At 55.6% G+C, this 24,090-nt stretch carries 27 protein-coding genes, 1 tRNA gene and 1 pseudogene; 21 read left to right on the forward strand and 8 right to left on the reverse strand.

Going from position 1 to position 24,090, the window contains the following annotated elements; translation table 11 throughout:
* The 12 genes from Poly21_RS03665 (at window position 1) to Poly21_RS03720 (ending at window position 7,395) form a co-directional block, all read left to right on the forward strand.
* On the forward strand, window positions 1-414 hold the full coding sequence (locus tag Poly21_RS03665; RefSeq protein ID WP_302117421.1) for a hypothetical protein: 414 nt from the start codon (window positions 1-3) through the stop codon (window positions 412-414).
* Between the two features lie 30 nt (window positions 415-444).
* Window positions 445-813 carry a DUF1257 domain-containing protein gene (locus Poly21_RS03670; RefSeq protein ID WP_146405635.1) on the forward strand — a complete coding sequence of 123 codons (369 nt, stop codon included), beginning with the start codon at window positions 445-447 and terminating at the stop codon, window positions 811-813.
* Window positions 810-1,004: a DUF2997 domain-containing protein gene (locus Poly21_RS03675; protein ID WP_146405636.1), complete on the forward strand. Its 195-nt coding sequence runs from the start codon at window positions 810-812 to the stop codon at window positions 1,002-1,004. Before Poly21_RS03670 ends, Poly21_RS03675 begins: the two co-directional genes overlap by 4 nt.
* 80 nt (window positions 1,005-1,084) lie before the next feature.
* Window positions 1,085-1,654, forward strand: a complete 570-nt coding sequence (locus Poly21_RS03680) for an ATP-dependent endonuclease (RefSeq protein WP_302117422.1) — start codon at window positions 1,085-1,087, stop codon at window positions 1,652-1,654.
* Window positions 1,655-1,680: 26 nt separating this feature from the next.
* A complete protein-coding gene (locus Poly21_RS03685) occupies window positions 1,681-3,174 on the forward strand; it encodes a Ycf46 family AAA ATPase (protein ID WP_146405637.1) in 1,494 nt (497 codons plus the stop codon).
* Between the two features lie 49 nt (window positions 3,175-3,223).
* Window positions 3,224-4,168, forward strand: coding sequence for a hypothetical protein (locus tag Poly21_RS03690; protein WP_146405638.1), 945 nt, complete (start codon window positions 3,224-3,226; stop codon window positions 4,166-4,168).
* Window positions 4,169-4,209: 41 nt separating this feature from the next.
* Entirely contained in the window at window positions 4,210-4,422 is a 213-nt protein-coding gene (locus Poly21_RS03695; RefSeq protein ID WP_146406831.1) for a hypothetical protein, read from the forward strand.
* A gap of 101 nt (window positions 4,423-4,523) precedes the next feature.
* Window positions 4,524-4,742 (forward strand): hypothetical protein, encoded by a 219-nt coding sequence (locus tag Poly21_RS03700; protein WP_146405639.1) that lies wholly within the window; start codon window positions 4,524-4,526, stop codon window positions 4,740-4,742.
* A 137-nt stretch (window positions 4,743-4,879) separates the two neighbouring features.
* Window positions 4,880-5,101, forward strand: coding sequence for a MoaD/ThiS family protein (locus tag Poly21_RS03705; RefSeq protein ID WP_146405640.1), 222 nt, complete (start codon window positions 4,880-4,882; stop codon window positions 5,099-5,101).
* A gap of 47 nt (window positions 5,102-5,148) precedes the next feature.
* Window positions 5,149-6,168 carry a hypothetical protein gene (locus Poly21_RS03710; RefSeq protein WP_146405641.1) on the forward strand — a complete coding sequence of 340 codons (1,020 nt, stop codon included), beginning with the start codon at window positions 5,149-5,151 and terminating at the stop codon, window positions 6,166-6,168.
* Window positions 6,092-6,730 carry a Mov34/MPN/PAD-1 family protein gene (locus Poly21_RS03715; protein WP_302117423.1) on the forward strand — a complete coding sequence of 213 codons (639 nt, stop codon included), beginning with the start codon at window positions 6,092-6,094 and terminating at the stop codon, window positions 6,728-6,730. The genes Poly21_RS03710 and Poly21_RS03715 overlap by 77 nt, the downstream gene beginning before the upstream one ends.
* A complete protein-coding gene (locus Poly21_RS03720) occupies window positions 6,727-7,395 on the forward strand; it encodes a ThiF family adenylyltransferase (protein WP_146405642.1) in 669 nt (222 codons plus the stop codon). The genes Poly21_RS03715 and Poly21_RS03720 overlap by 4 nt, the downstream gene beginning before the upstream one ends.
* A 76-nt stretch (window positions 7,396-7,471) precedes the next feature.
* Here Poly21_RS03720 and Poly21_RS27000 read toward each other — a convergent pair whose 3' ends face one another.
* From Poly21_RS27000 to Poly21_RS03730, 3 genes are read right to left on the reverse strand one after another with little or no spacing between them, the layout of a single operon-like run.
* A complete protein-coding gene (locus Poly21_RS27000) occupies window positions 7,472-7,633 on the reverse strand; it encodes a hypothetical protein (protein WP_302117425.1) in 162 nt (53 codons plus the stop codon).
* 21 nt (window positions 7,634-7,654) lie between these two features.
* On the reverse strand, window positions 7,655-7,852 hold the full coding sequence (locus Poly21_RS28445) for a hypothetical protein (protein WP_436967471.1): 198 nt from the start codon (window positions 7,850-7,852) through the stop codon (window positions 7,655-7,657).
* 54 nt (window positions 7,853-7,906) lie between these two features.
* Window positions 7,907-8,917, reverse strand: coding sequence for a hypothetical protein (locus Poly21_RS03730; RefSeq protein ID WP_146405643.1), 1,011 nt, complete (start codon window positions 8,915-8,917; stop codon window positions 7,907-7,909).
* Between the two features lie 217 nt (window positions 8,918-9,134).
* Here Poly21_RS03730 and Poly21_RS03735 point away from each other — a divergent pair.
* The 3 genes from Poly21_RS03735 to Poly21_RS03745 all read left to right on the forward strand — a co-directional run bounded on the left by Poly21_RS03735 (window position 9,135) and on the right by Poly21_RS03745 (window position 11,355).
* Window positions 9,135-9,213: transfer RNA gene (locus Poly21_RS03735), tRNA-Phe, on the forward strand.
* Window positions 9,214-9,632: 419 nt separating this feature from the next.
* Window positions 9,633-10,733, forward strand: coding sequence for a slipin family protein (locus Poly21_RS03740; RefSeq protein WP_146405644.1), 1,101 nt, complete (start codon window positions 9,633-9,635; stop codon window positions 10,731-10,733).
* 67 nt (window positions 10,734-10,800) lie between these two features.
* The gene (locus Poly21_RS03745) at window positions 10,801-11,355 is read left to right on the forward strand and encodes an RNA 2'-phosphotransferase (RefSeq protein WP_146405645.1); all 555 of its coding nucleotides are present in this window, start codon (window positions 10,801-10,803) and stop codon (window positions 11,353-11,355) included.
* Between the two features lie 104 nt (window positions 11,356-11,459).
* Here the strand turns inward: Poly21_RS03745 and Poly21_RS03750 are convergent, their stop codons facing one another.
* Complete coding sequence (locus Poly21_RS03750) at window positions 11,460-15,410, reverse strand: GspE/PulE/PilB domain-containing protein (RefSeq protein ID WP_146405646.1); 3,951 nt, start codon at window positions 15,408-15,410, stop codon at window positions 11,460-11,462.
* A 118-nt stretch (window positions 15,411-15,528) separates the two neighbouring features.
* Between Poly21_RS03750 and Poly21_RS03755 the strand changes: the two genes are divergently transcribed.
* From Poly21_RS03755 to Poly21_RS03775, 5 genes and pseudogenes are all read left to right on the forward strand, one after another.
* Entirely contained in the window at window positions 15,529-16,641 is a 1,113-nt protein-coding gene (locus Poly21_RS03755; RefSeq protein ID WP_146405647.1) for a DUF6896 domain-containing protein, read from the forward strand.
* 51 nt (window positions 16,642-16,692) lie between these two features.
* Window positions 16,693-16,998 (forward strand): hypothetical protein, encoded by a 306-nt coding sequence (locus Poly21_RS03760; protein ID WP_302117430.1) that lies wholly within the window; start codon window positions 16,693-16,695, stop codon window positions 16,996-16,998.
* A complete protein-coding gene (locus Poly21_RS03765; RefSeq protein ID WP_146405649.1) occupies window positions 16,995-17,651 on the forward strand; it encodes a phosphatase domain-containing putative toxin in 657 nt (218 codons plus the stop codon). The genes Poly21_RS03760 and Poly21_RS03765 overlap by 4 nt, the downstream gene beginning before the upstream one ends.
* Window positions 17,651-18,688, forward strand: a pseudogene (locus Poly21_RS03770) (ADP-ribosylglycohydrolase family protein). The gene Poly21_RS03765 and the pseudogene Poly21_RS03770 overlap by 1 nt, the downstream one beginning before the upstream one ends.
* 166 nt (window positions 18,689-18,854) lie before the next feature.
* Window positions 18,855-19,247 (forward strand): four helix bundle protein, encoded by a 393-nt coding sequence (locus tag Poly21_RS03775; RefSeq protein WP_146405650.1) that lies wholly within the window; start codon window positions 18,855-18,857, stop codon window positions 19,245-19,247.
* A 24-nt stretch (window positions 19,248-19,271) separates the two neighbouring features.
* Here Poly21_RS03775 and Poly21_RS03780 read toward each other — a convergent pair whose 3' ends face one another.
* A complete protein-coding gene (locus Poly21_RS03780) occupies window positions 19,272-19,406 on the reverse strand; it encodes a transposase (RefSeq protein ID WP_146405651.1) in 135 nt (44 codons plus the stop codon).
* On the opposite strand from Poly21_RS03780, the gene Poly21_RS28195 reads away from it, so the two are divergent.
* Window positions 19,396-19,518 (forward strand): transposase, encoded by a 123-nt coding sequence (locus tag Poly21_RS28195; protein WP_146407347.1) that lies wholly within the window; start codon window positions 19,396-19,398, stop codon window positions 19,516-19,518. The two genes, Poly21_RS03780 and Poly21_RS28195, sit on opposite strands and share 11 nt — an antisense overlap.
* Here Poly21_RS28195 and Poly21_RS03790 read toward each other — a convergent pair.
* The 3 genes from Poly21_RS03790 to Poly21_RS03800 all read right to left on the reverse strand — a co-directional run bounded on the left by Poly21_RS03790 (window position 19,507) and on the right by Poly21_RS03800 (window position 23,997).
* Window positions 19,507-22,416 carry a DUF1549 domain-containing protein gene (locus Poly21_RS03790; protein WP_302117433.1) on the reverse strand — a complete coding sequence of 970 codons (2,910 nt, stop codon included), beginning with the start codon at window positions 22,414-22,416 and terminating at the stop codon, window positions 19,507-19,509. The two genes, Poly21_RS28195 and Poly21_RS03790, sit on opposite strands and share 12 nt — an antisense overlap.
* A 264-nt stretch (window positions 22,417-22,680) precedes the next feature.
* A complete protein-coding gene (gene mntR / locus Poly21_RS03795; protein ID WP_146405653.1) occupies window positions 22,681-23,103 on the reverse strand; it encodes a manganese-binding transcriptional regulator MntR in 423 nt (140 codons plus the stop codon).
* Window positions 23,104-23,247: 144 nt separating this feature from the next.
* Window positions 23,248-23,997 carry a tetratricopeptide repeat protein gene (locus tag Poly21_RS03800; protein WP_146405654.1) on the reverse strand — a complete coding sequence of 250 codons (750 nt, stop codon included), beginning with the start codon at window positions 23,995-23,997 and terminating at the stop codon, window positions 23,248-23,250.
* Window positions 23,998-24,090: the final 93 nt, after the last annotated feature.

The following is a 24,090-nucleotide window of genomic DNA, read 5'->3' on the forward strand; positions in this document are numbered from 1 at the left end:
ATGTCTGAACGACACGAGCTCCGGCAAGCCGAGCAAACCCAACAGGCCAACCAGCTTCACCGAGAGTTCACTGCCATGCAGCGTGAGGTACAAGCTGAACGCACCGCCATCGGACAGCAGCGAGACCTTCTCGAAGTGGATCGCCGCTCAGTCGCATCGGAGCGCCGCTTCGATTCGCTCACTGCGGCAGCCGTCATCAATATTGGACTTTGGCTCGCCTGCCTGTTACCTCTCGTGATTGCGTGGCTCGTGCTTCGCCAACCGCAGTCTTCCGCCGACGACCAGGCGATCATTGATGTGATGTTGGAAGATTTGGTCGCGGACAAGCCGCGATTGCTTTCCCAAAGGCCGAAAGCATCATCAAACTCGCCACGCATCCGCGTTGCATCGTCACCAGATGACGAACCTACCTGATCCACTTAGCACTACCAACAGGAGACCACATTGTCACACATCGTCACGATCACGACCGAGATTCGTGATCCAAACGCACTGCGAACTTCGTGTCGCAAGCTTGGTCTTGATGATCCCATTCATCAGACCATCAAACTATTTTCCGCGGAAGCGACCGGACACTGCGTCCAGCTTCCACGCTGGCGATACCCCATCGTCTGTGATACCGACAGCGGCACTGTTCACTACGACAACTACGGAGGTCATTGGGGTGAACAGGCTCAACTGGACAAGTTGATCCAGCGGTATGCGGTTGAAAAATCGGTTTTGGAAGCTCGCAAGCAGGGGCACTCCGTGACTGAACAATCACTGGCTGACGGATCGATCAAGCTCACCGTCGTAGTTGGAGGTGCCAGTTGAAAACGTTCAACATTGTCATCTCTCCGACCGGTGCGACCAAGATCGAAACGATTGGCTTTACTGGCGGTGAATGCCGCGAAGCCACTCAGTTCCTCGAAACCGCTCTGGGCAAACGACAGTCCGAAAGACTCACAACCGAATTCTATTCGGCTCAATCCGGCGCCAACACAGAAACACAAAAGGAGAGATAATCGACATATCTAGCAAAAGCTTAAACGATGCAAGAATCCAAACAGCAGATCGCGTTGGTCTGCTGTTCGTCGTCGAGGGCATGAATGACATCGAGTTTTTGCGTCGCATCAGCTTGATGCTTCATGCCACCGATGATCAGCTACCGAATTTGGCGGAGATGGAGCGGCGGGGTGAACTCATTTTCGTTCCATTCGGGGGCGGTCATGTTCGAGCGTGGGTCAATCGCTTTGCTCCGCTCGGTCGTCCCGAATTCCATCTTTACGATCACGAGCTGTCTCCCGAGACCGATCTCCGCAGGCAAGCTGCGGACTCGGTCAACAATCGTGAAGGATGCCGGGCGGTCATCACCCGGAAACGGTGTCTTGAAAACTACCTGCATCCAAGAGCGATATTTGCGGCGGGACAGATCACCGTGCAATTTGACGACTTCGATTGTGTCGCGGAACTGACTGCCCGCGAACTCTACCGCCAGCGTCCTGGCGAGACCGCATGGCTACTGCAGGCCAAACGTTCGCAAAGCCGAATGGCGAAACGTTGGCTCAACACAGTTGCCGTTGAACACATGACGCCCAGCTTGCTGGCCGAACGTGACCCAGACGGAGAAATCACGTCTTGGATGTTGGCGATCAATGACCTGCTGGCACCCTGAATTTCACTCTAAAACATGGAGAATGTATGAAACTATCCGATCGATTGGAGGAATTGGTGAAAGCCTGTTTCACCGGCATTTGGATCGAAAGTCACGAGCACGACGATGCATTGCTCGAAATCAGCCAGCTTTGTCGTGAGCACGAGTGGCGGCTAGTGAGCTGGGACATCGACCAGGGTTTGCGAGTGAGCGGAACTCCGCTCGGTGATGATGATGGGGCAAATGACCCTTTGTCCGCAATTCGCTCCATGCGTTCGTTCGCTAGCGATGACACCCCGTCGATCGTCGTTTTGACGAATTTTCACCGCTTCCTCAGTTCCGCTGAAATCATGCAAGCGTTGACGCGTCAGATCGTTGACGGCAAGTCAACTCGAACGATCTTCGTGATTCTATCGCCGGTGGTCCAGATCCCGACTGAACTTGAAAAGCTGTTCATCGTCATCGACCATCCGTTGCCGACCCGGGAACAACTCAAGGAAATTGCCGAAGGCATCGCCACCGAAGAGGGGGAACTCCCCGGAGCCGATCGACTCGAAACCGTGCTCGATGCGGCCATGGGATTGACTCGATTGGAGGCCGAGAATGCATTCGGATTGAGTCTGGTTCGTGATTCAGTGATCTTGCCGGAATCGGTTTGGGAACTGAAGGCGAGCATGCTCAAAAAGTCTGGCCTGCTGCAACTCTACAAGAGCAGCGACGACTTCTCATCGCTCGGCGGGCTGGACAGTTTGAAGGCGTTCTGCAAACGATCGCTGCTTCAGCATGGGCGCGACAACCCATTGAAGCGGCCTCGCGGCGTGCTTCTGCTGGGGGTTCCCGGCACAGGCAAGTCAGCATTCGCCAAAGCACTTGGCAATGAGACCGGACGCCCCACGTTGATCCTCGACGTCGGGGCATTGATGGGCAGTCTCGTGGGGCAGACAGAGCAGAACGTTCGGCGTGCGCTGCAAATCGCGGACGCCATGGCTCCCTGCATTCTGTTCATCGACGAGATCGAGAAAGCTCTGAGTGGGGCGGCAGGATCAGGGCAAAACGATTCCGGGGTGTCGTCTCGCATGCTGGGCACGTTGCTCAGTTGGATGAATGATCACACTTCGAACGTCTACCTGATCGCGACCTGCAACGATATCACGCGGATGCCTCCCGAACTCTCGCGTGCTGAGCGGTTCGACGGAATCGTGTTCCTCGATTTGCCGCAGCGTGACCAGAAAGACCGCATCTGGAACCAATATACCGCCATGTTTGGACTTGAACCGGAGCAAAAGCGTCCGGCGGATGAAAAATGGACCGGGGCGGAAATTCGTGCTTGTTGCCGATTATCAGCGTTGCTTGATATTCCACTCTCGCAAGCCGGGCTGAACGTTGTTCCTGTCGCAGTCACGGCCACCGAATCGGTGGACCGTTTGCGTCAATGGGCGAGCGGTCGTTGCTTGGATGCGGAGAAATCTGGGATCTACCAGCACGAGGCCAAGCCTCAATCACGACGGCGGGTGTCACGTTCCAGTCCGTCTCAGAATTGAAGCGATTACACGTGCTCACTAAAAAACCAACTTTTACCAAGGAGAATCCATGAGCACCATGCTCGAAGATCCTGTGACCCAGAATCACTCATCGCACGGAACTCGGCTGCAAGCCGAAACGACCGCAGTTCGCTTGCACATCCGCTGGCCGGGGACTCGCAAGAGTCTCAGTCGCGACCAGAAACAACAAGCTGCCGGCGCATTCGACGCCGATAGCCGCACACTCTCAGCAGCGAAGCGTCTCTTCGACACATCGCACCCGTCGTTCCGCGCCGTCTCGGCGATCAAAACGAAGGCGGGTGCGTTGTGGAAAGGCATGACGCTGCCATACATCGAGCCGGGAGTCCGGCTGTTGCGCCGGGGTGACGTTTCAGAGTTCGATGATCGCATGATCATCATCCAAGCGGATCTGAGCGAAGCCGTTGACGAACTCGACCGCTGTTTCGCGGAACTCGTCGATCAAGCCCGCACGCAACTTGGGAACTTGTTTGATTCGGCTGACTATCCCGCTTCCGTTTCGGATCTGTTCGCGATTGCTTGGGATTTCCCATCCGTCACACCGCCGGCGTATCTGCGAACGGTGAATCCTGAGCTGTACGAGCAGGAGTGTCAGCGTGTGCAGGCGAAGTTCGCTGAAGCGGTTGAACTGGCCGAGCAAACTTTTGCGGAGGAACTATCACAGTTGGTCGGCCATCTAGCCGAGCGATTGTCGGGTTCGGTGGACGGCAAACCGAAAGTCTTTCGCGATTCCGCGATTTCTAATTTGAACGAGTTTTTCGAGCGTTTCCAGCATCTCAGCATTGGCAGCAACGACGACCTCGATCAATTGGTTGAAAATGCACGACAAGTCGTCAGCGGTGTCGACCCACGAGACTTGCGTGATCGCGCGTCGTTGCGTGATCGAATGGCACGATCGCTGACGGATGTCGAAACGAGTCTCGATGAACTCATGACGGATCGCCCACGCCGAAACATCATTCGGGGCCCGCGGTGAGTGCCATCGAACTGGTCGTGACCTCCAACGGCGTTACTCGAATGGTCTTCGACGACCGCGTTGACCTTCGCTCGGTAGGTTGCATCTCCATCCAGCGTGGCTCACATGTTGAGCCAACGTCGGTGGGTCAATGGACCTCCGACCTCTCTCCCGTCGCTGGTCCAACTCTCGGACCGTTTGACAAACGCAGCGAAGCCCTGGCGGCAGAAGTCGCTTGGCTTCATCGGAATTGGTTAGTCCGCTCACCGGAATAGCCGTTCTTTCAAATCTCCCTCTACCAAAGCCCCGTTCGTCTGACGCAAGTCAAGTGAGCGGGGCTTTTTTCGTTTCCCCCCTTCGGTAAGGAACTTTTCCGATGAACCAGAACGACCTGAATCGTGCCGTGGCCCATGCCACTGGCGAAACCATCTCCGCAGTCAAACGACTCGGCTTCATGATCGCTAACCCCAGTGACCTGATTGACGACCCGACCGATCCCGTGCACGGCGGTCGCGTCATCGACTGGGACGATTTCGAGTTCCTTCAAGATGAGCCCGATGAAAATAGCTTCACTTTGGAAGCCGCAATCGGCTGATGCGATGAAGCCCACTCGCCATCAGCCCTCTCTCTTCGTAGCGAAACGCCGCCGCTGTCCCGTTCGTGGACAGCGGCGGCTTCGCTTTCCCAAACGTAAAACGTTTACCCGACACCCACAACTAAAGAGCACCAAGCATGAAAGTTCTTCTCATTTCCAATGACGCCGGTGGATACGCCCATCACGTCGAAGCTCCCGACAACACGACGGTTCAGCAAATGTTCGAGCGGCATGTCGGCGCATTTCACGCCGACAGTTATCTCATCCGTGTCAATCGCCAACCCGCGGCGGCCGATCAAGTGCTGCGAGACGGCGACCGGGTCTCGTTCACACCACAGAAAATCGAAGGCGCTGCCTGATTTCTGCTTTCATTCGCCCCAACTGAGTGTTTCCACCGAGGAATGCAATGAAAAACGAAATCAAACAAGACTATCGAGCTGCCGTTGAAATGATGCAGTCCCTGCAGCACATGCGTGACGCAACTTCGATGTCGCATTTCGATGACTCGATTGTGCAATGCAAACGTTGGCAGCGACGACTCGAAATGGCGACCCAGCATAACTGGCCCACCGCCGCAAGAGACGCTCGTGATCGACTTCATGGCGCGCTCGACATCCTTCGAATGCGGACGACTCACTCCATCGACAACCTGAAGCGGCAATCTCGATCTCATATCGAACCCACCGCAACGCTGATCTTTCAAGAGATCCAAGCGCTGCGTGGCGAGTTTGATTCGGTCACGATTGACGGCTCGAACCAGCGACTGACCGTGACGACGACGAGCATTGTCCTCGACGGAGTCCTGCTGGGAAGCTTCGAAATTCGCTTGAATTGGAAGTATATCAAAGAATCGTCTCCGTTCGATGTGATCGCGCTCGAGCCTAACGAGCCGGCCAGCGGCGAGGGTGTGACGCATCCCCACGTCCAAAGCGATTCGCTTTGCGAGGGTGAGGGATCTGACGCGATTCGTCGCGCCCTGGATGAAGGTCGTTTGTATGACTTCTTCTGCATCGTCGATCAGATTCTGCGGACTTACAACTCGGGTTCTGCCTACGTTCAACTGGATGATTGGAATGGAGTCAACTGCCGATCCTGCGGCGACACCGTCGATTCCGACCAAGCACTCGCTTGTTCCAACTGCGAAACCGAACTGTGCATGGAATGCAGCACGTGCTGCGATTCATGCTGCGAACGGTACTGCGAAGAATGCGCCTCGTCCTGCGAAAGCTGCGGCGACGATGCGTGCAAAATGTGCCTGAAGTCGTGCGACGACTGCGGCGAAAGTTTCTGTCCCTCCTGCCTCTCTGAAGGAACCTGTGATGATTGCCTCAACAACGAAAATGCAGAAAATGCAAAAGACGAACCGGAGCAACCGTGTCCTGCGGTTCAGCCCGTTTGCGTTGGCAAAGCTAGTGTACCTGCGTGACATCGGGCCCACCGAAATCGGCGGTTTTGGAATTTCCAATGCCGATGACCTGTTGCTGATCGAAGACATTCAGTTGGTCCGACAAACCTGCTCGGTCACCTCCGTCGAGTTCGACGACGCCAGCGTTGCCGACTTCTTTGACAGCCAAGTCGATGCCGGGCGCCAACCAGAGCAATTCGCGCGAGTCTGGGTCCACACGCACCCCGGCGCCTCACCCTCACCGAGTCAAACCGATGAGGAAACGTTCAGTCGCTGCTTCGGCGGCGTCGATTGGGCCGTGATGCACATCCTGGCGGAAGAGGGAAACACGTACACCCGAGCCCGCTTCAATGTGGGCCCTGGAACGGATCGGCGACTGCGCTGCCGAACGATTCTCGATTGCGAGTTCCCGGGAACCGACCACGATCAATGGTTCGAAGAATACCGTGACAACGTCACGATCGACGACCCATTCGCATCGCGACGTTCGCTCACCGATCGCTACGACGATACCGACTGGTGGCAGCAGCCTCCCACGGCCGCCGATTTGTGGAGCGACCGGTTGTTCGAGGTTGGCCGATGACCACCGAAACATTCAACCGGTTCGCCCGTCAGAGCGACTTGGTCCCAACGGACCGCCTCACCCAAGTCACCGCAACGGTGATCGGCGTGGGCGCAATCGGTCGCCAAGTCGCACTGCAACTAGCCGCCATCGGCGCGCCCCGCATCCAACTGATCGACTTCGATCATGTCGACTTGTCGAACACAACAACGCAGGGCTATCGAAAGCACGAGATCGGCTGGAGTAAACCGTTTGCATGCGGTGAAGCGATCAGTGAACTCGATTCAACGATCGAGGTCACACGAATCGAGGATCGCTTCCGTCCCAGACAAACCATCGGCAACGCAGTTTTCTGTTGTGTCGATTCGATCACGGCGCGGTCGGCGATTTGGAAGTCTGTCGAGGGCCGCGTCGCGTTCTGGGCGGATGGCCGTATGCTGGGCGAGGTGATCCGCGTGCTGGCTGCCGATGACACACCGTCATCACAGCACTATGCGACAACCCTGTTCGCTGCTTCTGAAGCCCAGCAAGGAACCTGCACTTCACGCAGCACGATCTACGCCGCCAGCATCGCTGCGGGAATGATGGTGCACCAGTTCACTCGCTGGCTCCGAAACATACCGACGGACGCCGACACCTCCGTCAATCTGCTTTCCGGCGAATGGACCGTCCGCGAAGCTTCCTAACGAAACGATCAGGGCACGAGCTTTCACCAAGACTTCCAGCCCTAACACGTTCTCGAAAGGAGGAAACATGGAAGGTCTAGCGGGATGGATCATCGTCGGCTTCGTCGCATGGTGGTCCTATAAGTCGAGCAAACGCACTGGCAGCCGCAAAGGTTACAACGTCGGCCGCAGCCGAAGTAAACGCAATCGCCGCCGCGACTAACCACTGGATGCCGTGGCCGCCCTTCGGGGCGGTCACGACGTCTCTTTTTTTTAGCTATCAGTGAATGCCCGGCGACGGCGTTCGCTTGAGCATCGCACTGAAGCAACCGATCGCGATCAGCCACGGCGACCACTTCGCCATCCGAGAAGCCGGCAAAACCGTCGGCTCGGGCGTCGTCACGCGAGTCGTCGCATAAAGCATCGAATGCGAAACGCCTGCGATAGTGAGAGATGTCGCAGGCGTTTCTTTGATCATCGAGACGAAATTATGAAGGAGGTTGAGGCAACAACTCCTTCTTGACGCATCAACTCACCAAAACTTCCACCAGGGCTTTGGAACGATTTCCGGCAGTTTAAGTTTCTCGACCCATTGCCTGACTTCGGCGACTGTTAACTCAGCGGTTACAGTCACAGCGGGCGGCGATGCTTGCAAGAACGGACCGAAGAAACCCGCTCCCCACTGACGCGAATTGATGATCATCGGCCACAGAAGGATTACTTGCTGCCCATCGATTTCTGGGATAGAGTCCGGATTGGCCTCGCCCCAAATCGATCCGCCCAAGTCCGCAATTGGACACGTCCCCACACCATAGTGCCACCACGCTTCATCGTGGCAATCTTCACTTGATTCACCTCTAGCCACCGCCAACAGACGAGAAGACACGCGTTTCGCACCGGATATTTTTGCATCCGACAACGCGGACTGGAGAAGGGTAAAGAGATGGAAGCAATTTGACAAATTCTGGTAGGAAACACGGAGCCCACGACGTTGCTCGACATGAATGACCAAGAGGGTTCCGTTTCGTTTGCGCAGAAGTTCAAGAACCCACATCGGGCCAGCCGATGCGTATTCGACTCGTTCCAATTCGGCGACCACATCGGAATCGCTTGCCATTCGCTGCAACAGTGTTGGTGAACGGGCGAGGTGAGCAACGAGTCCCTGCCCGAGCATCTCCAGCCCAACGACAATCTCCGAATCGACTTCCGGTTCATCATCGTCGGTATCTTCATCGGGGAGCGTCGCAACGGAGCCTGACCAATGTAAAAGAGCCCCAAGAATCGCGTCCCCCGTCAAATTCGGATCGGCCCCTCCTTCCGCTCCTGCGCCCAACCAGACTGCCAGGAAACCGGCCCCGGTTGGGCTGGTCACCTCGCCAAGCCGCTTCGCGACTAGCAATCTCGCCTCCTCACCAGACGCATGCTCACCGATCGCGTTGAGGGCCTCGCGAAGTTCGTCTGGACAGTCGGAACCATATTGCGAACTCGCAGCACTGATCACATGGTTCGATATCTCTTCAAGCGAAGGATCTGTTGCGGCCAATTTAGTTTCCTGAGTTACTCTGCCAGCAATTGGGAACTAATAGTTTAACCCATTTGTTGAATTGATCGTGGGGGTGTCTCGATTGCTGCGAACTCATTCGCTTGCGAAGTGTCATCATCAGTGCGATCGACTGGTGGGGTTCCAGCGGCGCGGTGTTCGCCTGCTTGACCGTGGTTGTGAACTCCGTGTGCCGTGCAATGGGTTCTAAACGAACATCAGTCGAAGTAGCTCAGTGGATAGAGCATCAGATTGAAACTCTGACGGTCACGGGTTCGACTCCCGTCACGCAACTGCCAACGTGTTTGGAAACAGACCGATGGCTCCAGGGCACGAGAGTGTCCACCATGAAGCTGGCGGGCAGTCGGTTGCCTCGCCGAATCCGGTACGCAATATCGTTGCACCTCCAGCGATGGTTGCTTGCCAACATACGACGACGCCTTGCAGGTTCTCAGACAAATCGCCAAGCAAGGCCGGACGAATCTTGCCACGACTGTATGAAACGTTTGACTTCTTAGGAAGACGAACGCAAACGCAGCCCGATCAAGCGGACGCCGGCCACGCTCGCCGATTTGAAGCAAACTTCCGCGAAAGTTGCGTGTGATTCAGCGAACAATTGGCTGCCCAAAAGCCTCCTTCAATCAATTATCATCTTCAGATCAGTCGCCGGACGTCCGGCATCACAACTCGCAATGCGAGAAAGCTCTTGGAAGTCAACATGTTCCGCAAGATTCATATCCGCAGCTACGAAGTCGGCTTGAAATTCCGAGACGGTGAATTGGTTGGACTGCTCAGTCCTGGTAAGCACTACGTCTGGACCGGACTAGGCAAGGTCCACGTGCGAGTGGTCAGCAAGCGAGATCCGTGGATCGTCGACGACCAGCTTGACGTGATCGTGAAGTCGGGGAAATTCGCCGGCAAAGCTGACGTGATCGACTTGAAGGACCACCAGCGTGCGTTGGTGTGGATCGACGGTCGATTCAACCGCGTGCTTGGCCCAGGCCTGTACGCTTATTGGATCGGCGTGCGTGATGTTCGCCTTGAAGTCGTCGCAATTGAGAACGCCCGTTTCGAGCACAAGGAGCTTGCAGCGATCGTTCGTGGTGGTGACGCGACTCGTTGGCTGGACGTTTGCAAGGTCGATCGCGACCACGTGGGGGTCTTGTTCCTGGACGGTCGCTATGCCGACGAACTCTCGCCAGGTCTGTACGCGTTCTGGAGGGAAGCAGCGGACGCACGAGTGGTAGAGCTCGATATGCGTGAGTCACAAGTCGACGTGAGTGGTCAGGAGATTTTCACAGCCGACAAGGTGACGCTGCGAATGAACGCGATCATCACTTACGGGGTAAAGGATGCTCGTCGCGCTGTAAGTGCCTCGACGGACGTTCGACAGTCGCTGTACCGAGAGGCGCAGTTGGCTTTGCGATCCGCTGTCGGTGCACGAGAACTTGACGGGTTCCTCGCCGCGAAGGACGATCTGATCGAAGAACTCGAAGCAAGCGTCCGCGACCGCGCCGCAGTGCTCGGCTTGGAAGTCGTCTCGGTTGGTATTCGCGACGTGATCCTTCCCGGCGACATGAAGGACTTGATGAACAAGGTGACCGAGGCCAAGAAGGCGGCCGAGGCCAACTTGATCTCGCGTCGTGAGGAAACGGCCGCGATGCGCAGCCAAGCCAACACGGCAAAGCTGCTGGCCGACAACCCAACGCTGATGCGATTGCGAGAACTGGAAGTACTCGAAAAGGTCGCTTCAGCGGGCAACATGAGCATCGTGCTCGGCGAGAGGGGACTCGCCGATCGAGTCGTCAACTTGCTGTAAAACCGAAACGCCCGCGGCGGAGCAATCCACTGTGGGCGTTTTTCGTTGTCGGATAGAATCTGTTACCATGAAAACTGACAAATCACTCGTTTCCACCAGCAAGTTTCTCAGCTTGATTCTGCGCCATCAACCCGAAGTCGTTGGCCTGAAGCTGGATGACGAAGGCTGGCTCGACATCGCTCAAGTGGTCGACGCGGCGAACCAGCACGGCAAGCAATTGTCGCTCGAACTACTTCACGAAGTCGTCGCGACCAATGACAAAAAGCGGTTTGCGTTGAGCGAGGATGGTCTACGAATTCGTGCCAGCCAAGGGCATTCCGTCGCCGGCGTCGACTTAAAGCTCGCCGAAACCACGCCACCAGCAACGCTTTATCACGGAACTGTTGCTGCGTTCATCGAATGTATCCGGTCCACTGGCCTTGAAAAGCGGTCTCGCAACCACGTCCATCTCTCGACCGACGAAGAGACGGCGACCAAAGTCGGCTCGCGGCGTGGCAAGCCGATCATTCTTCGCGTCGACGCCGCAGCGATGCATCGTGACGGACACCTATTCTACTTGTCGGCCAACGGAGTGTGGCTGGTCGATGCGGTTCCAGTGGAGTTCTTGACCTTTCCGGAGTGAACGACGCGAACCATGACCCGAGTTGAATTCGTCGTCAGTGACTTCCTCGATCAAAATGTTGAGGTCAACCCACAGTGCGACGTAGTTTGTGCTATGCGACGAGGTTATCCCGTTACTTGGACCGAAATCGGACCTGGGTTTCCGATTCGATCTTCGTCGTACATGTTTCGCAAGCAAACCAGAAAACGTTGGCTTGTCGGCGGAAGACTTGGGTGTGATGACGGCGCGGTTGCTGCTAACCGAATAACCGTTTCCGATTCTCCTTCCATGTCGACCGCGAATTGTTTGACTTGGCCGCCACCCTGGATTCGAGATAGACATGGCGGTAGGGCGACCCAGATGAGGTCTCCCGCTTCGTATCCTTGCTTGATCCGCACGCGAAGTTCAATCGCATCACCTTCCTGGAATTGCGTCGCAGCGTGACCACCCACCATCAATGCCACGGTAATCGGAGTGTTGGAGACAAACTGCATCCAGTCCTGCTTGGCATAGGAAAGATATTCCACGGCGAGGGTTCCACGACTGATTTGCAATGAGTTGATGGGGTCAGGGCTGTCGAGGGCATCCGCAATCGTTCGTGTTTGGTCATTGACCGTTATCGTCGAATCCGACTGCATCCATTCCGATCGAGAGAGCTCAAGCAACAGAACAACGAGCGCGACTGAGTCAATGGTCGAATACAAACGTCCCTCAGGCCCAAGCTCATAAAACAATCGGTTCGCCAATCGCATGGCTTCGGCGGTATCGGATGCTCGTGAGCCATTCTGCTCGCTTCCTCCTCGAAGTAGTGCAGCAGCAGCCATCGCTTGGTCGGCACGCCAAAACGACCGGACGCCGGCAATTGGTTTGCGGGCTTGCAATCGAGCGTACTCGAGGGCCTGGCCCTGGTCCCTGTGACACTGGTTCCCGTTGGCAAAGCGCAATTGTGCGTAGGCGTCTTCGCTTGAACCAATCGACTCCGGTGGCCAAGCGATCCGGTAGTGCTTGGCCGACTCGCGGGCAAGTTGTCGAACTTCACCGAGTAGCCCACGTGCAACGCTGCTGGACTCAATCATCTCACTGACAAAGTCCATCTTCAACAGATGCATGGTCGCCATGCGTCCCCAGGTCACATCGGGTGAATTGCCTGGGTAGATCGCAAATCCTTTTCCCGGCAACCACATGTCTTGCTGTCGTTTCAGGCCAACACGGATCGCCGTGCAGGATCTTTCGATTGGTTCGCCGCTGCCGATCTGGTTCGCCAAACAAATGACGGCGGAGAAGAGCTTGGCGGCAGTTTGTTCACAACACAGGTGGTCATAATTCGCCGTCGCTTCCGCCACCATCTGCTTCATCGGTTGCACACTGGGAAGCAAACGAATCCGACGAATCTGATCGTTGAGTTCGATCCGCTGCCCGTCGCTGATCATCCGCATGGTTCGCCGCGGCTCGACGAGCTTCCCGAGCGGATTGACTTGATGATTGTCTTCACGCGTTTTGCCACTGACCCGATCACAGACCTTCGCAGTGTACCGCCCCAGTCCGGCAACAAAGGTGAACTCGGATTCCGTGGTCGTCAGATGGTCCGTCGTGACCGGATCGTAGGGAGCGACTGGATTGCGAAGTTCGACCGGAACGCCATCGCACTGGACGGCCAACGCGAAACTTCCCGATTGACACCGTGCGATCACCCGTCCGCTGGCTTGGTCGCCATCCAAAAGAACCGCCGGGACCTGAAGTTTGACATAGGGATCGCAGTGCACATCGAACTCGTTCTCTACATGCGACCACTGACGTCCAGAAACGATAAACGCGTCGATGGTGTAACGTCCCGTTCGGTCAGGCAAATCCACCACCACTTGGCCTCGCCCCGCGGTACATTCGATCAGTTTGCAGAAAATGACGTGAGCATCCTCTTCATCACTCAGTGTCAGCGAAGGCTCCTCGATTTCGTCGTTAGGTCGCTCAGGAGGACTTGGCCACACTCTTCCGAGTTCCGACTCTACGGTTTCGGTGAAATCGATGGCTGTATCGGTGAACTCCTGCAACATGCTGTCGGCGTACTCTCCCTCGACCTGTCCGTAGAAATGGTTGATCGCTTCGACAATGGCATCCGGCGTTCCAATGACGATCTCGATGCGACGGTTCAAGATGAAGCGAAGCTTTTCAATCGTTTCCAAGTCGACTGGATTCGACATTGCGAAGACGAGATTGCCGCCATGTTCTTCGCGGATGGGAATGACCGTGTTCTCGCGTGCAACCGACTCCGGACACAACTCGATCACAAATTCGTTGATCGACAAACTGTCCAAGTCAACGAATTGGTATCCATAGATTTCCGCAAGCGCGAGTGAGATGTCTTCGGAGTCGGCATAGCCAAATTCCTCTAGCAACGTGAAGTATGGCTTGCCGCATTCGGACGCCGATTCCATGACATGGTCGGCCTGTGATTCACTGATCAGGTCGCGATCAATGAATTTGGCGAGCGTTTCGTTGTCGATTGCCGGCGTCTTCGCCGAAACATGCGCCCAGTACGGATAGCTCTCATACTGCTGGCCCACGCCGTAGACCGTCTGCGTTTCAACAGCGCCGGGCTGCGCTTCCTCCGCAGCCAACTTGATGTTCGCCGCCAATCGCTGCTTCGGACGCGAACTCGGTTGCAGCCGTGCGTCCCGAATCACGACCGCCGCGTACCCGGACGCTTCAATTCCCAAGTCAATGGTCATCGAGACTTTGCTTTCTGGTTCAAACAAAGCTCCCCTGTCGAATTCGTCCCCGAGTTCCGTTTTATTGATCGAGTCGTCCATCGGGGCAATCTGGACAGAGGGCCTCCAGTCGCAGCGATGCAGCGTGACGGCGTGTGCCTCATACGGTTTCTCGTCGACGAAGCAGCCGACTGAGATCAATCCTGCCAATTCGCTCGACGGTACTTCGATCACTTCCCCAGCGGACAGGTTTCCGAGCCGCTGAAAACGGGTGTTTGGCGAGGGTGAATTGGAAGCTTCGCCCAAAGAGAGCCCTGGAGAGAGAAAGGGGCAAGTGCAAACCACACAGTCCTCGATAGCCTGCATCGCTCCGATGCGGACAACGCCACGTAGCGTATCGGTGATTTGGACCGGCGAATTGTCTTGTTCGGTTTGACGGACGTGCAAACCAAGGGCTTCCGTGGTGCCCTGTCCGGGCATCAGCGATGCGGTTGTCCAGAGCCCACTCCTCGTCAAGACGGTTTCCCCACGTTGCTGCCGCTCACTTCCCGGCAGTGGGATCGTCGCGGTGGCGGATGAATCTTTCACCATTGTAATTTCCAAATGGTGCGGTCCGTCGCCATCGATCTCCAATCCGATGATGGCCAATCCCTGTTTCACGCTGGCCCGACGGGAGTCGATTCGAGACTTATTGTCGTATAAGTCAACGCGAATTGCACCGGTCAATGGTTTTGAGAAATGAGAGATTTGTAGCGTGCAAGACAACGCATTCACGCGAACTTGCATTTTGCCTATCGTTGCGACCAGCGGTGCCAATTCGAAACCTGCAACCGAAAATTCGCATCCATCGATCGCGTAAGGAGAATCAGATCGAACGATTTGGTAGGTTCCAACTGGCAGGTCATCAAACCGAACAATCCCCAATCCGCTCTCATTGAGTTGAACGTGTCGTTGATCGAACTGAGTTGGACTTGCGATCGAAGTCCCCAATAAAAGGTCAACACATACCTCCCGCTCCGGTGAATCAAGATCGACGACCAAGATATTCACTTGATCGCTGCCAAATCGATAAAGATCGCGATCGCACGTCAGGCTTGCCAGCTTCAACGAGGGAGGCGAACTTGCCTTGACATTGACGCCCGGTAAGGAGAGCTTTTCCCCGTGAGGAATGGGAATCGTCAATCGAGTTTGCCCTTTGTCGACGCTCGCACCAACGCCAGAGAACGCAGGATGAAGGTCGCTTGCAAACTCGACCTTATCTTGATCGATTGCATTCAAGTCAACGAACGCAAATTGGCAACCGACGTGAACGCCGCGGTCGAGTTGCTTGGCGAGACTTCGATTCACCGTGAAGATGCGTGGGGATCTCATACTGCTCTCCTGCCCGAAAAGAAAAGATGAACGCCAACGGCGCGATCCCATTCAGCGTATCATGATTGCAGAATGCTTTGGCGATAACGCCTCCCATGAAAGAAAATTGATCCCACCCGTGCACTCGAATATTTACCAAACTCTGAAGCATCGTTTGAACCTCGTTCTGAAGGGCGGCGGGCGAGAGGATCTACATCTACAGACGTTGATTGAGTCACCGATTGGGTTGTCGCCTTGGGAAGGCTGGCTCGTACTGTGCTTGATTCGACATCGCGGACGTCAGCAGTTCCTTCTTGAGAACATGCGAGCGCGACTCGATGGCGAGCCGGAGGTAATCGCTAGGGCGGGCTACTTGGGGCATCCAGACAGGCCACGCGTCGGTCTCGTACCAGGCGACACTGACTGGGAGTATCGATTTCATGGGCGAGGTTGTTCCATGACGCATCGCGTTACGGGAGAGGACATCGACGTCGATCTTCATGATGAGACGGCGGACTGGATCGGTCGCTACTTCTTTGAGAAGTATCTCGAGTCGTTGCAACGTCCAACATTCGTCGAGAAACGGATTTGCGAACTCTATCCGTCCGCTCGCTCGGTGAACGTCGGTATCGATGAGTTGCTTGAGCGAGGAATCTTGGAAGCTGGAGAGTATGGAGCGTCATTTCGACTAGCGATCCCTTGGGAAGAATTGTGTGATCTGCTTGACCAGGTTGAGTGCCAATGGCACCAGGTTGGAACTCAAAATTTGACTGCAGCTGCGATATCCGATTGGCAGCGCCTGTCTGAGGTTAGAGCAGATTGGGAATATCAGGCTGAAGCATGCTTTCGGGAGAAATGCGACGATCTTCAGCGGCGTTTCCTCGGCGACCAATGTTCATCCGATGCTTTGACACTGCTTGCTGATTTGAATGCCCCCAATCTTGAGTTTTGCGTTGGTCATGCGTTAAGACTGTCAGCGTCGGGAGTCCTATTGTCCGCAATCAGAATCATTGAAGAAAAGTCGCTCTCGGATCGATGGAACAGACACCTGAAAGATGTCGTCGATCGAGTGGATCCGAACGGCGAACTCCCATCACCGCGAATCTGGACCACTGCACTGAAGTTGCTGGTCCGGCTAAACCCAAAAGGCGACTGGGGAAATGAGTTTGTGCGGCTTAATCGAAACGAGCTGAGTGAAGCGGCGATTTTTTCAATGGAAATGAAGCTACCGTGCTCGATGAATTTGATTTGACGCTCTCTTCGTTCTGACATTCCGAACAACCGGATCGGAATGGCTGCCGTGATGGCAATCATTGATCTTCCGTGGTGTCACGACGAATTGGTTTCTGTTTTGGCTGAAACGTCAGACCAAGAAATGACAACAGAGTGTCGTACCGCTCTACTTGAATCTCGGAATGTCGACGTTCATTCGATCGTACACGATTGGGTAACGCGTCATCCGTATGAGAAGCCGGACATCGAGTACCTGACGATTGGAGAACTCGCCAAGCAACGACGCGACGCAATCGTTCAGTTTGAGATGCAAACACTGCACGATCGGACCATCATTCTGCGTGATCATTTCAAACCAGGAGTCGAGGACGCGTGAAATACGGGTTCCTTTTCTCGTTGTTGACGATCGCGATTGGTGTGGCAACGCTTCGTGGTGGGCCGTGGGCCTGGCTGCTCTTTTATCCCGCGTTTTCGTTTGGGGTGGTTGCTGCCGCGTATCTGTTCTCGGGACCGGGCGTCTTTGGCAAGCGTTTTGATGGGCGTCGTTCTCGGCTTGGGACGTTGTTAGTGCTGCCCTATGTTCTGTACGTTATGGTGGTGTGGCATGTCGTCCGGTTGCTGTCGCGTGAACCGAGGGCCAACGCTTTGAACGACGAGCTAGTGTTGTCGCCCCGTTTGCTTGGGCATGAATTGCCGGAGGGCATTGCATCGGTCGTTGACTTGACATGCGAGTTCACGGAACCCAAGGAACGATGGAGCCTTCAGTCCTACCTTTGCCATCCGATGCTTGACGGAACGGGATCGACATCGAATGAGATCCGTGAATTGGCAGACGAAATCATCAAAATGCCGAAGCCGGTCCTGATTCACTGCGCCCAAGGACACGGAAGAACGGGCCTGGTTGCTGCGACCGTGTTGATCGTGTCCGGTGAGGCCCAAACGGCGGCGGACGCAATCGCGATGATTCAGGCGGTCCGGCCCGGTGTCGAATTGAACAAAGCACAACGAATGATCTTGGAGCAAACTTAATGAACCGCGACGCGATCATCGGGTGCATCTTGGGAACCGCCGTGGGCGATGCTCTGGGATTGCCGTACGAAGGTGTCTCCGCCGAAAGAGCTCCGCGGTTGCTCGGGCCACCGGATCGCTATCGGTTCTTTTTCGGTCGAGGCATGATCTCGGACGATACCGAACACACCTGCATGGTGGCTCAGTCGCTGATCGAAGCCAACGGCGATGTCGATCTTTTCACACGTCGTTTCGCGAGTCGACTGCGATGGTGGATTTTGGCTTTGCCGGCGGGCGTCGGGAAAGCGACCGCTCGGGCTGGTATCAAACTCTGGTTGGGTGCGAAGCCCGCCAACGCCGGCGTGTTCTCCGCAGGCAACGGGCCGGCGATGCGAGCGGCGATCTTCGGCGCGGCGATCGATGACGCACCACACATGCTCGAATTCGTGCGTGAATCGTCGCGGTTAACGCACAGCGATCCCAAAGCGGAATACGGAGCGATCGCGGTGGCATACGCTTCCCGGCATTCTCGCAGGTTTGAATCGGTCGACGCGAACCTGTGGCTGGCCGATGTTGTCGATGCAGTGGGCGAAGAGGGTTCGGAGCTGACCGATTTGTTGCGTCGATCCGTCGACAGCGTTTCGGCTGGTGAGTCGACCAAGTCGTTCGGTGATTCACTCGGGCTATCCAAGGGCGTCACCGGATACACGTACCACACTATCCCCGTCGCCATCCATGCATGGTTGTCCCACCCGAAGGACTATCGGTAAGCGGTCACCACGATCATCGAGTGCGGCGGCGACGCCGACACGACTGCGGCAATCGTGGGCGGGATCGTTGGTGCCGGTGTCGGGGAAGCCGGCATCCCGTCCGGTTGGGTCGACGGCATTTGGGAATACCCACGCAGCGTCGGTTGGATGCGATCACTCGGCGAGTGTTTAGCTTCGTCCACTAAGAAAGCACCGTCCATCAATCCGATCGCCGTGTTGTCACGCAATGTGCTCTTCCTGTTCATTGTTCTCTTCCACGGTTTCCGCCGTCTCGCACCGCCTTACTGAAACGAGGAATCCGGGCCGATGAATCCCGACCGCGATCAAATCGAAGCGAACCTTCGCCTGCACGTCGATCGACTTGCCGGATTGATCGGCGGAGAGATTGCAAAATGCAAAGTAAACATTGCAAATCGTAAAATGCTAAAATTGTCGAATAAACGGGAGTACTCGAATGAAACCGGACGATCTGTCGGAAAGATTGCTGGACCTTGCCGCTCGCGTTGGCAAGGTAGTTGATGCTTTGCCGGAAACTCGACTTGGCAAACATATTGCAGGGCAACTGGTGCGGAGTGGGACATCGCCCGCACCGAACTACGAAGAAGCATGCGCGGCGGAAAGTCGGCGTGACTTTATTCATAAGGTTCGAGTGTCGCTGAAGGAACTCCGGGAGACAAGATGCTGGATCAAGCTGATTATGCGATCTGAGTTGTTGCCTGAAGCGAAGATGGTTGAGATCGAACGCGAAACCAACGAGCGATGCAAAATCCTGGGTCAATCACTCGTCACAGCACGCCGCAACGAAGATCTCGACAAGGCAAAACGCTGCAAACCAGTACCCAAATGAATCCACAATTGCCAATTTGCAGGCTCATCCGACTAAAGCGTACTTTTTCTGATGGAGCGAATAAAGCAGTAGTTCGAAGTATTCGCGATCACGAATGCCGTAGGATTGTCGTTGGAGCGTCTTGATTTTGTTATTGGTGCCCTCCATGATGGAGGGCACCAATAACAAAATCAAGACGCTCCAACGACAATCCTACGGCATTCGTGATCGCGAATACTTCGAACTACTGCTTTATTCGCTCCATCAGAAAAAGTACGCTTTAGTCGGATGAGCCCTTAAAATAGGACGCTGGCGGGTTGGCGTGATTGGATCCCGATGCGGTAAGAATTTGGCGAACGACCTCGTCGTAGGGACGATTCTCGGCGACTGCTTGGCGAATCCATTCGCGGTAAGTTCGGCTACCCTCAACGCCGAGAAACTTACGATTGACCTGTAACAAGTCTGCCCATTTGTTGGTCCAGAAAACGACAAAGTCGTCATTTCCGATCAGTTGATCGATAATCTTATTTCGTTTTTCTTGAGTCGGTGTCGGGTCAGCAAGAAATTCGCGGACGATTGCACTCGCAGGGGGCAACCCGGTGAGGTCCAGGTGAATCCGTCGCAAGAACGTGGCATCATCGGCGATATCGCTGGGAACAATTTGCATGCGCTCCCACTTTTGAGCTACCAATCCATCGATGCGATTCCACTCCGGCACCTGAGGCGTGTGGTAGCCCTCCCGGTCCCCCATCACGGTCAAGGTGGTTGCGGCGTACGCCCCTTCGTAACGTGCGAGTACGGGCGCTTCACCGCGCCGGATCGCGCGCAGAACACCGCCCGATTGAGCCGTCGCGACTTCGGTATTGCCACTCTCGATGACCGCCTCACGGGTGACGTCGCGTGAGGTTCCGTCAGCGTAATACGCGACCACGCGGACCTGTTGGTGCGCCGATGTCGATTGGACGACCGGATTGCTAGGAAAAAGTTCGAGCGAAGTGACCCGGGGCGTGTCGAGGTTCAAGTGAGAACCCGCAGCGATCCATTGTCGCAGGATCGCGTGGTAAGGATCTCCCGGAGAAACCAATGTCCCACCTTCATGCGGGGTCAGGCCAAGAGGTTTGCGGAGCATCAGTGAACTCTCCGGTGCAGCGGGATTGATCCGCCGCGCCGCCAAGTCATCAGTCAGCGCTCTGATATCAAATATCGGATCATAGCCACGTAGTGATAAACGAAAGCCATTCTTTCCCTTCTGAGCACCATGACAGGTGCCTTGATTACAACCGAGTCGGCTGAGCACTGGATTGACGTCTCGAATGAAGTCGACGCCGACGTTCCCATGCCCAGTAAATTCAAATGGAATCGCCTGTTGCTGCGTTCCAATTCGGACGATCAGTTCGCCCGCGGCGTCGGACAAGGGCCGGATCAGGCCACCCGATTGCACTGCGACTGCAGCATGCGGCTGAACCACTACCTGGTTGGTAACATCGATCAATTGACCATCCTCCAACGTTGCTACGGCAACGAGTTGGACGTACTCATAGGGCGTGTGTAGTCGTAACTTGGCCGGTGAGATTGTGAGGGTCGTAATCGTATCGGTGTCGACGGTGGCTGATTCGGTACCAGATGGCGGGTTAGTCGCAGCGTTGTTGAGGGAATTTACAATCTGTTCATTCTGACGACGCGTCCACTGCTCGGCGTCAAATGCAGCGGCATCAAGTGTCGTTTCGGCTGCTGCGTCGGCGACATGAAATTCGCCGAGTAGTGCGCCCGCAGGATCGAGGTGACGGACCGTGCCGTCACACGCGCCGATCCAGACCGCACCATCATTCGTCAGATCAAGGGTGTAGGCGGCAACGCCCGGTAATTGATAGTGCAGTGTCTGGGCGGCAGTCTGCTCACTTACCGGTTTGGCTGTGTCGACGTAGTACCGCCATACGCGCACTTCGCTGTTATTGTCAATCGTCGCAATCGCTGCCAGGAAGTTGCCACTCCTGCTGACAGCGATTGTATTGATGCGGCCAGCCAACGCAGGTAGGCGTTGGAGGAGGTTAGCGTCATCACCGATCTTCCGCGCGGTATTACGAAAGACCCGGTAAATTTTTACAATCCCGTCCGCGCCTCCGACAACGATTTCATCGCGTTGCGGGTGAATTGCGATGCTGGACAGGCCTCCTGACAAAGCACCGGGCGTGATCGAAGTCACATTGTCAACGAATCGCTGTGTCGATACTTCGGTTAGCTTGCAGGTCATGTCTCGCGCGACCGACACGACGTGCTTGCCGTCATTCGTAAAAACAGTGTCCCGGATCCAATCTTCGTGAGCACCTTGATAAAGAATCTGTTCCCCCGTCGCCGCGTCAATTGCGCGGACCGTATTGTCGTTGGCGCCCAGTGCGACATGCGAATCATCGGGGGACCACGACACTCCAGTAAGCGTGTCGTAGGTGATGGTTTTCGATAGTTGTAATTGACCCGTTTCGACGTTCCAGACTTGCAGCTCACCGACCTCCCCTGGGGTTCCCCCCACTGCCGCGAGACTCGCTCCGTCGTGCGAGAAAGCAACTGAGTTAATACGCGGACTCATTCCGACAAGTCGAGAAAGCTGCTTTCCCGATGCGCTATCGAGCAAAATGACTTCGTAGTTCCCTGCAATCGCGAGCGTCTTCTCGTCGGGTGACAGATCGATCGAGGGTATGGTGGGGGGACCGAGGTACTGAGGTGGGTTGGCTGAAGTGTATCGTGGCCCGGTCGCAACCAGGTCGTTATTGGCACCTTCATTGATCCATCGACGGATCAGCTCGATTTCCGCGGGGGCAAGAGGTTGCTGAGGTGATTTCGGCATTTCGGCGATGCCGCCAACCGGGACGATTTGGGTGATTAAGTAACTCGCCTCCGCATCACCGGGAACAATCGCAGTCTCGCCCGATTCTCCGCCGCGAAGCAGCCCAGCAAACTCGGTCATCTGATACTCACCGAGTTGCTTGGCCCCCTGATGGCAGCCAAAACACTTTGTCCGCAGCAATGGTAAAACGTCCGCTTGGAAACTGACCGGTTGCTCAACGAGAGGAACATCGGAGGCAGATCCTGCTGGCGACAAGATGAGGCTGATCAGCAGCCCCACTGTGACACCGAGCTGTCGAGCGTTGTACGCTCGATTGCGATGAGCAGACATAATGGTCTTAATAATCACGACGATATTCCTCACAAAGTTGGAACGATCATCGCCGATCCTATTCAGACGTTCTCGAATAGGTAGCCAAGGGGTGAGCGGCAGGCGGGGCGAGAGCGACCAACAACGTGGCCACATCACTCGTAAGGCCAATTTAGTGGCGTTGCCCGCATCGGTCAAGGAAGACCGGTTTGAAATGCTGGATGGGACTCCTGCGCGTAGGCATTGGGAAAGAGAGTCACGTCACAAGACCTGCGGGATGTCGTTCTCGCCGGAATCGTGGTCCTATCCGTTCTCGTGGTTCTCGGGCCAGCCATTTTTTAGAATTCTCTTCATTGCTGCCAGCGTTTGTTTGCTGACATGGTGCTCGATACCTTCGCTATCAATGGCGGCGGTCTGCTCGCTCACACCCAACTTTCGCAAAAATGATTTCACAATCTCGTGACGCTGCCGCGATTTCACCGCCAAACGTCGTCCCGCTGCGGTCAATTGAATCGGCTGATAAGGTTCCGTGTGAACGAGCCCGTCACGCTGCAGGCGCGAGATGGTATTGTTGACAGTAGCGTGGGTCACCTCGAAATGGCTCACCAAATCCACCGCGCGGCAAACACCTGATCGATCGATCGCGTCCGCAATGGCTTCCACGTAATCCTCTGCCACTTCGCTGGCGTGGTCGAGCCGGGTTCGATGATGGCTGGGAATGGACATGGTGACAGGCAGTAAGTTCCAAAGTAGCGAACGGGGCGGAATAGAATATCCGATCCCACGGCATCGCGGAAGTTTGCCTGAGCACGAAGTTTGCCTGAGCACCACGCCCAGATAACCACGCCCAGATATTCGAGGCGGCATCCCTCAAGCACTCAATGAACGCAGGCGTCTGTAGCAAACCGCCATTCGGTCGTGATCATCAAAGCAGTCGAAAATACAGATCAATCTCCATAAGCAGCATTCACAATCCAGCTCGATGGACTCTGGGGACACGACCTGGCGGACCATTTCATAGGCCTCCAATGATTGATCCATTTGAATCAACAAGGTAGCCGCGGTAACTCGAAATTCGGCAATTTGAGGCGCTAACAAAATCGCTCGTTCGGCGGATTTCAAACATTCCAAGGGCGGCTCACCGAGTCGCGACTGAATCGCTGAGAGCTCGTGCCACAACAATGGTTCATTGCGATCACGATCCAACGCAGTGCGGATCACCCCAGCAGACAATTCCGGATGGCCGAGCGTCAGCAGGTCATGCGAGATGAGCCTTGACATTGCGGTCGCCAATGGCAAGGACACGCCGATCGTATAAAGCAAACCCACGGCAGTCTTGTCGCGTCCAATCTCTAAATACTGCAAGGCCATGATCCGCGACGACCACACCTCTAAAGAACCCAACTCCCGTGCCTGCTCGAAGTAGCGAACAGCGAGATTAGGTCGTCCGGCCTGCGCCTGCAGAAGTCCACGCAGTTCCCAGGCACCACCGTGGTGAGGGTGAACCCGGCAAATGATATCAAGCTGTTCGAGTGCGGCAGTTGTGTCACGTGAGGACAGCGCGGTTGATAGGTCGTCGTAAAGCTGCTGCGTGGTGGGCTGGTTCATTGAAGTTGCCATCGGCTGGATCTCCAGTGATCGAGTGGAAGCCGAGTACGCCCCGGCAGGTCGGGAATGATGTTCATCGCGGACGGCACGGGATCGGCTGGGTCT

The sequence above is a fragment of the Allorhodopirellula heiligendammensis genome (genome assembly GCF_007860105.1).
In the GTDB taxonomy this organism is placed as follows: Bacteria; Planctomycetota; Planctomycetia; order Pirellulales; family Pirellulaceae; genus Rhodopirellula; species Rhodopirellula heiligendammensis.

Coding starts and splice junctions, on each gene's coding strand:
- Poly21_RS03665 (WP_302117421.1), top strand. CDS start 1: ATGTCTGAACGACACGAGCTCCGGCAAGCCGAGCAAACCCAACAGGCC.
- Poly21_RS03680 (WP_302117422.1), top strand. CDS start 1,085: ATGAATGACATCGAGTTTTTGCGTCGCATCAGCTTGATGCTTCATGCC.
- Poly21_RS03685 (WP_146405637.1), top strand. CDS start 1,681: ATGAAACTATCCGATCGATTGGAGGAATTGGTGAAAGCCTGTTTCACC.
- Poly21_RS03690 (WP_146405638.1), top strand. CDS start 3,224: ATGAGCACCATGCTCGAAGATCCTGTGACCCAGAATCACTCATCGCAC.
- Poly21_RS03695 (WP_146406831.1), top strand. CDS start 4,210: ATGGTCTTCGACGACCGCGTTGACCTTCGCTCGGTAGGTTGCATCTCC.
- Poly21_RS03700 (WP_146405639.1), top strand. CDS start 4,524: ATGAACCAGAACGACCTGAATCGTGCCGTGGCCCATGCCACTGGCGAA.
- Poly21_RS03705 (WP_146405640.1), top strand. CDS start 4,880: ATGAAAGTTCTTCTCATTTCCAATGACGCCGGTGGATACGCCCATCAC.
- Poly21_RS03710 (WP_146405641.1), top strand. CDS start 5,149: ATGAAAAACGAAATCAAACAAGACTATCGAGCTGCCGTTGAAATGATG.
- Poly21_RS03715 (WP_302117423.1), top strand. CDS start 6,092: ATGCAAAAGACGAACCGGAGCAACCGTGTCCTGCGGTTCAGCCCGTTT.
- Poly21_RS03720 (WP_146405642.1), top strand. CDS start 6,727: ATGACCACCGAAACATTCAACCGGTTCGCCCGTCAGAGCGACTTGGTC.
- Poly21_RS28445 (WP_436967471.1), bottom strand. CDS start 7,852: ATGATCAAAGAAACGCCTGCGACATCTCTCACTATCGCAGGCGTTTCG.
- Poly21_RS03740 (WP_146405644.1), top strand. CDS start 9,633: ATGTTCCGCAAGATTCATATCCGCAGCTACGAAGTCGGCTTGAAATTC.
- Poly21_RS03745 (WP_146405645.1), top strand. CDS start 10,801: ATGAAAACTGACAAATCACTCGTTTCCACCAGCAAGTTTCTCAGCTTG.
- Poly21_RS03750 (WP_146405646.1), bottom strand. CDS start 15,410: ATGAGATCCCCACGCATCTTCACGGTGAATCGAAGTCTCGCCAAGCAA.
- Poly21_RS03760 (WP_302117430.1), top strand. CDS start 16,693: ATGGCAATCATTGATCTTCCGTGGTGTCACGACGAATTGGTTTCTGTT.
- Poly21_RS03775 (WP_146405650.1), top strand. CDS start 18,855: ATGAAACCGGACGATCTGTCGGAAAGATTGCTGGACCTTGCCGCTCGC.
- Poly21_RS28195 (WP_146407347.1), top strand. CDS start 19,396: ATGGAGGGCACCAATAACAAAATCAAGACGCTCCAACGACAATCCTAC.
- mntR (WP_146405653.1), bottom strand. CDS start 23,103: ATGTCCATTCCCAGCCATCATCGAACCCGGCTCGACCACGCCAGCGAA.
- Poly21_RS03800 (WP_146405654.1), bottom strand. CDS start 23,997: ATGGCAACTTCAATGAACCAGCCCACCACGCAGCAGCTTTACGACGAC.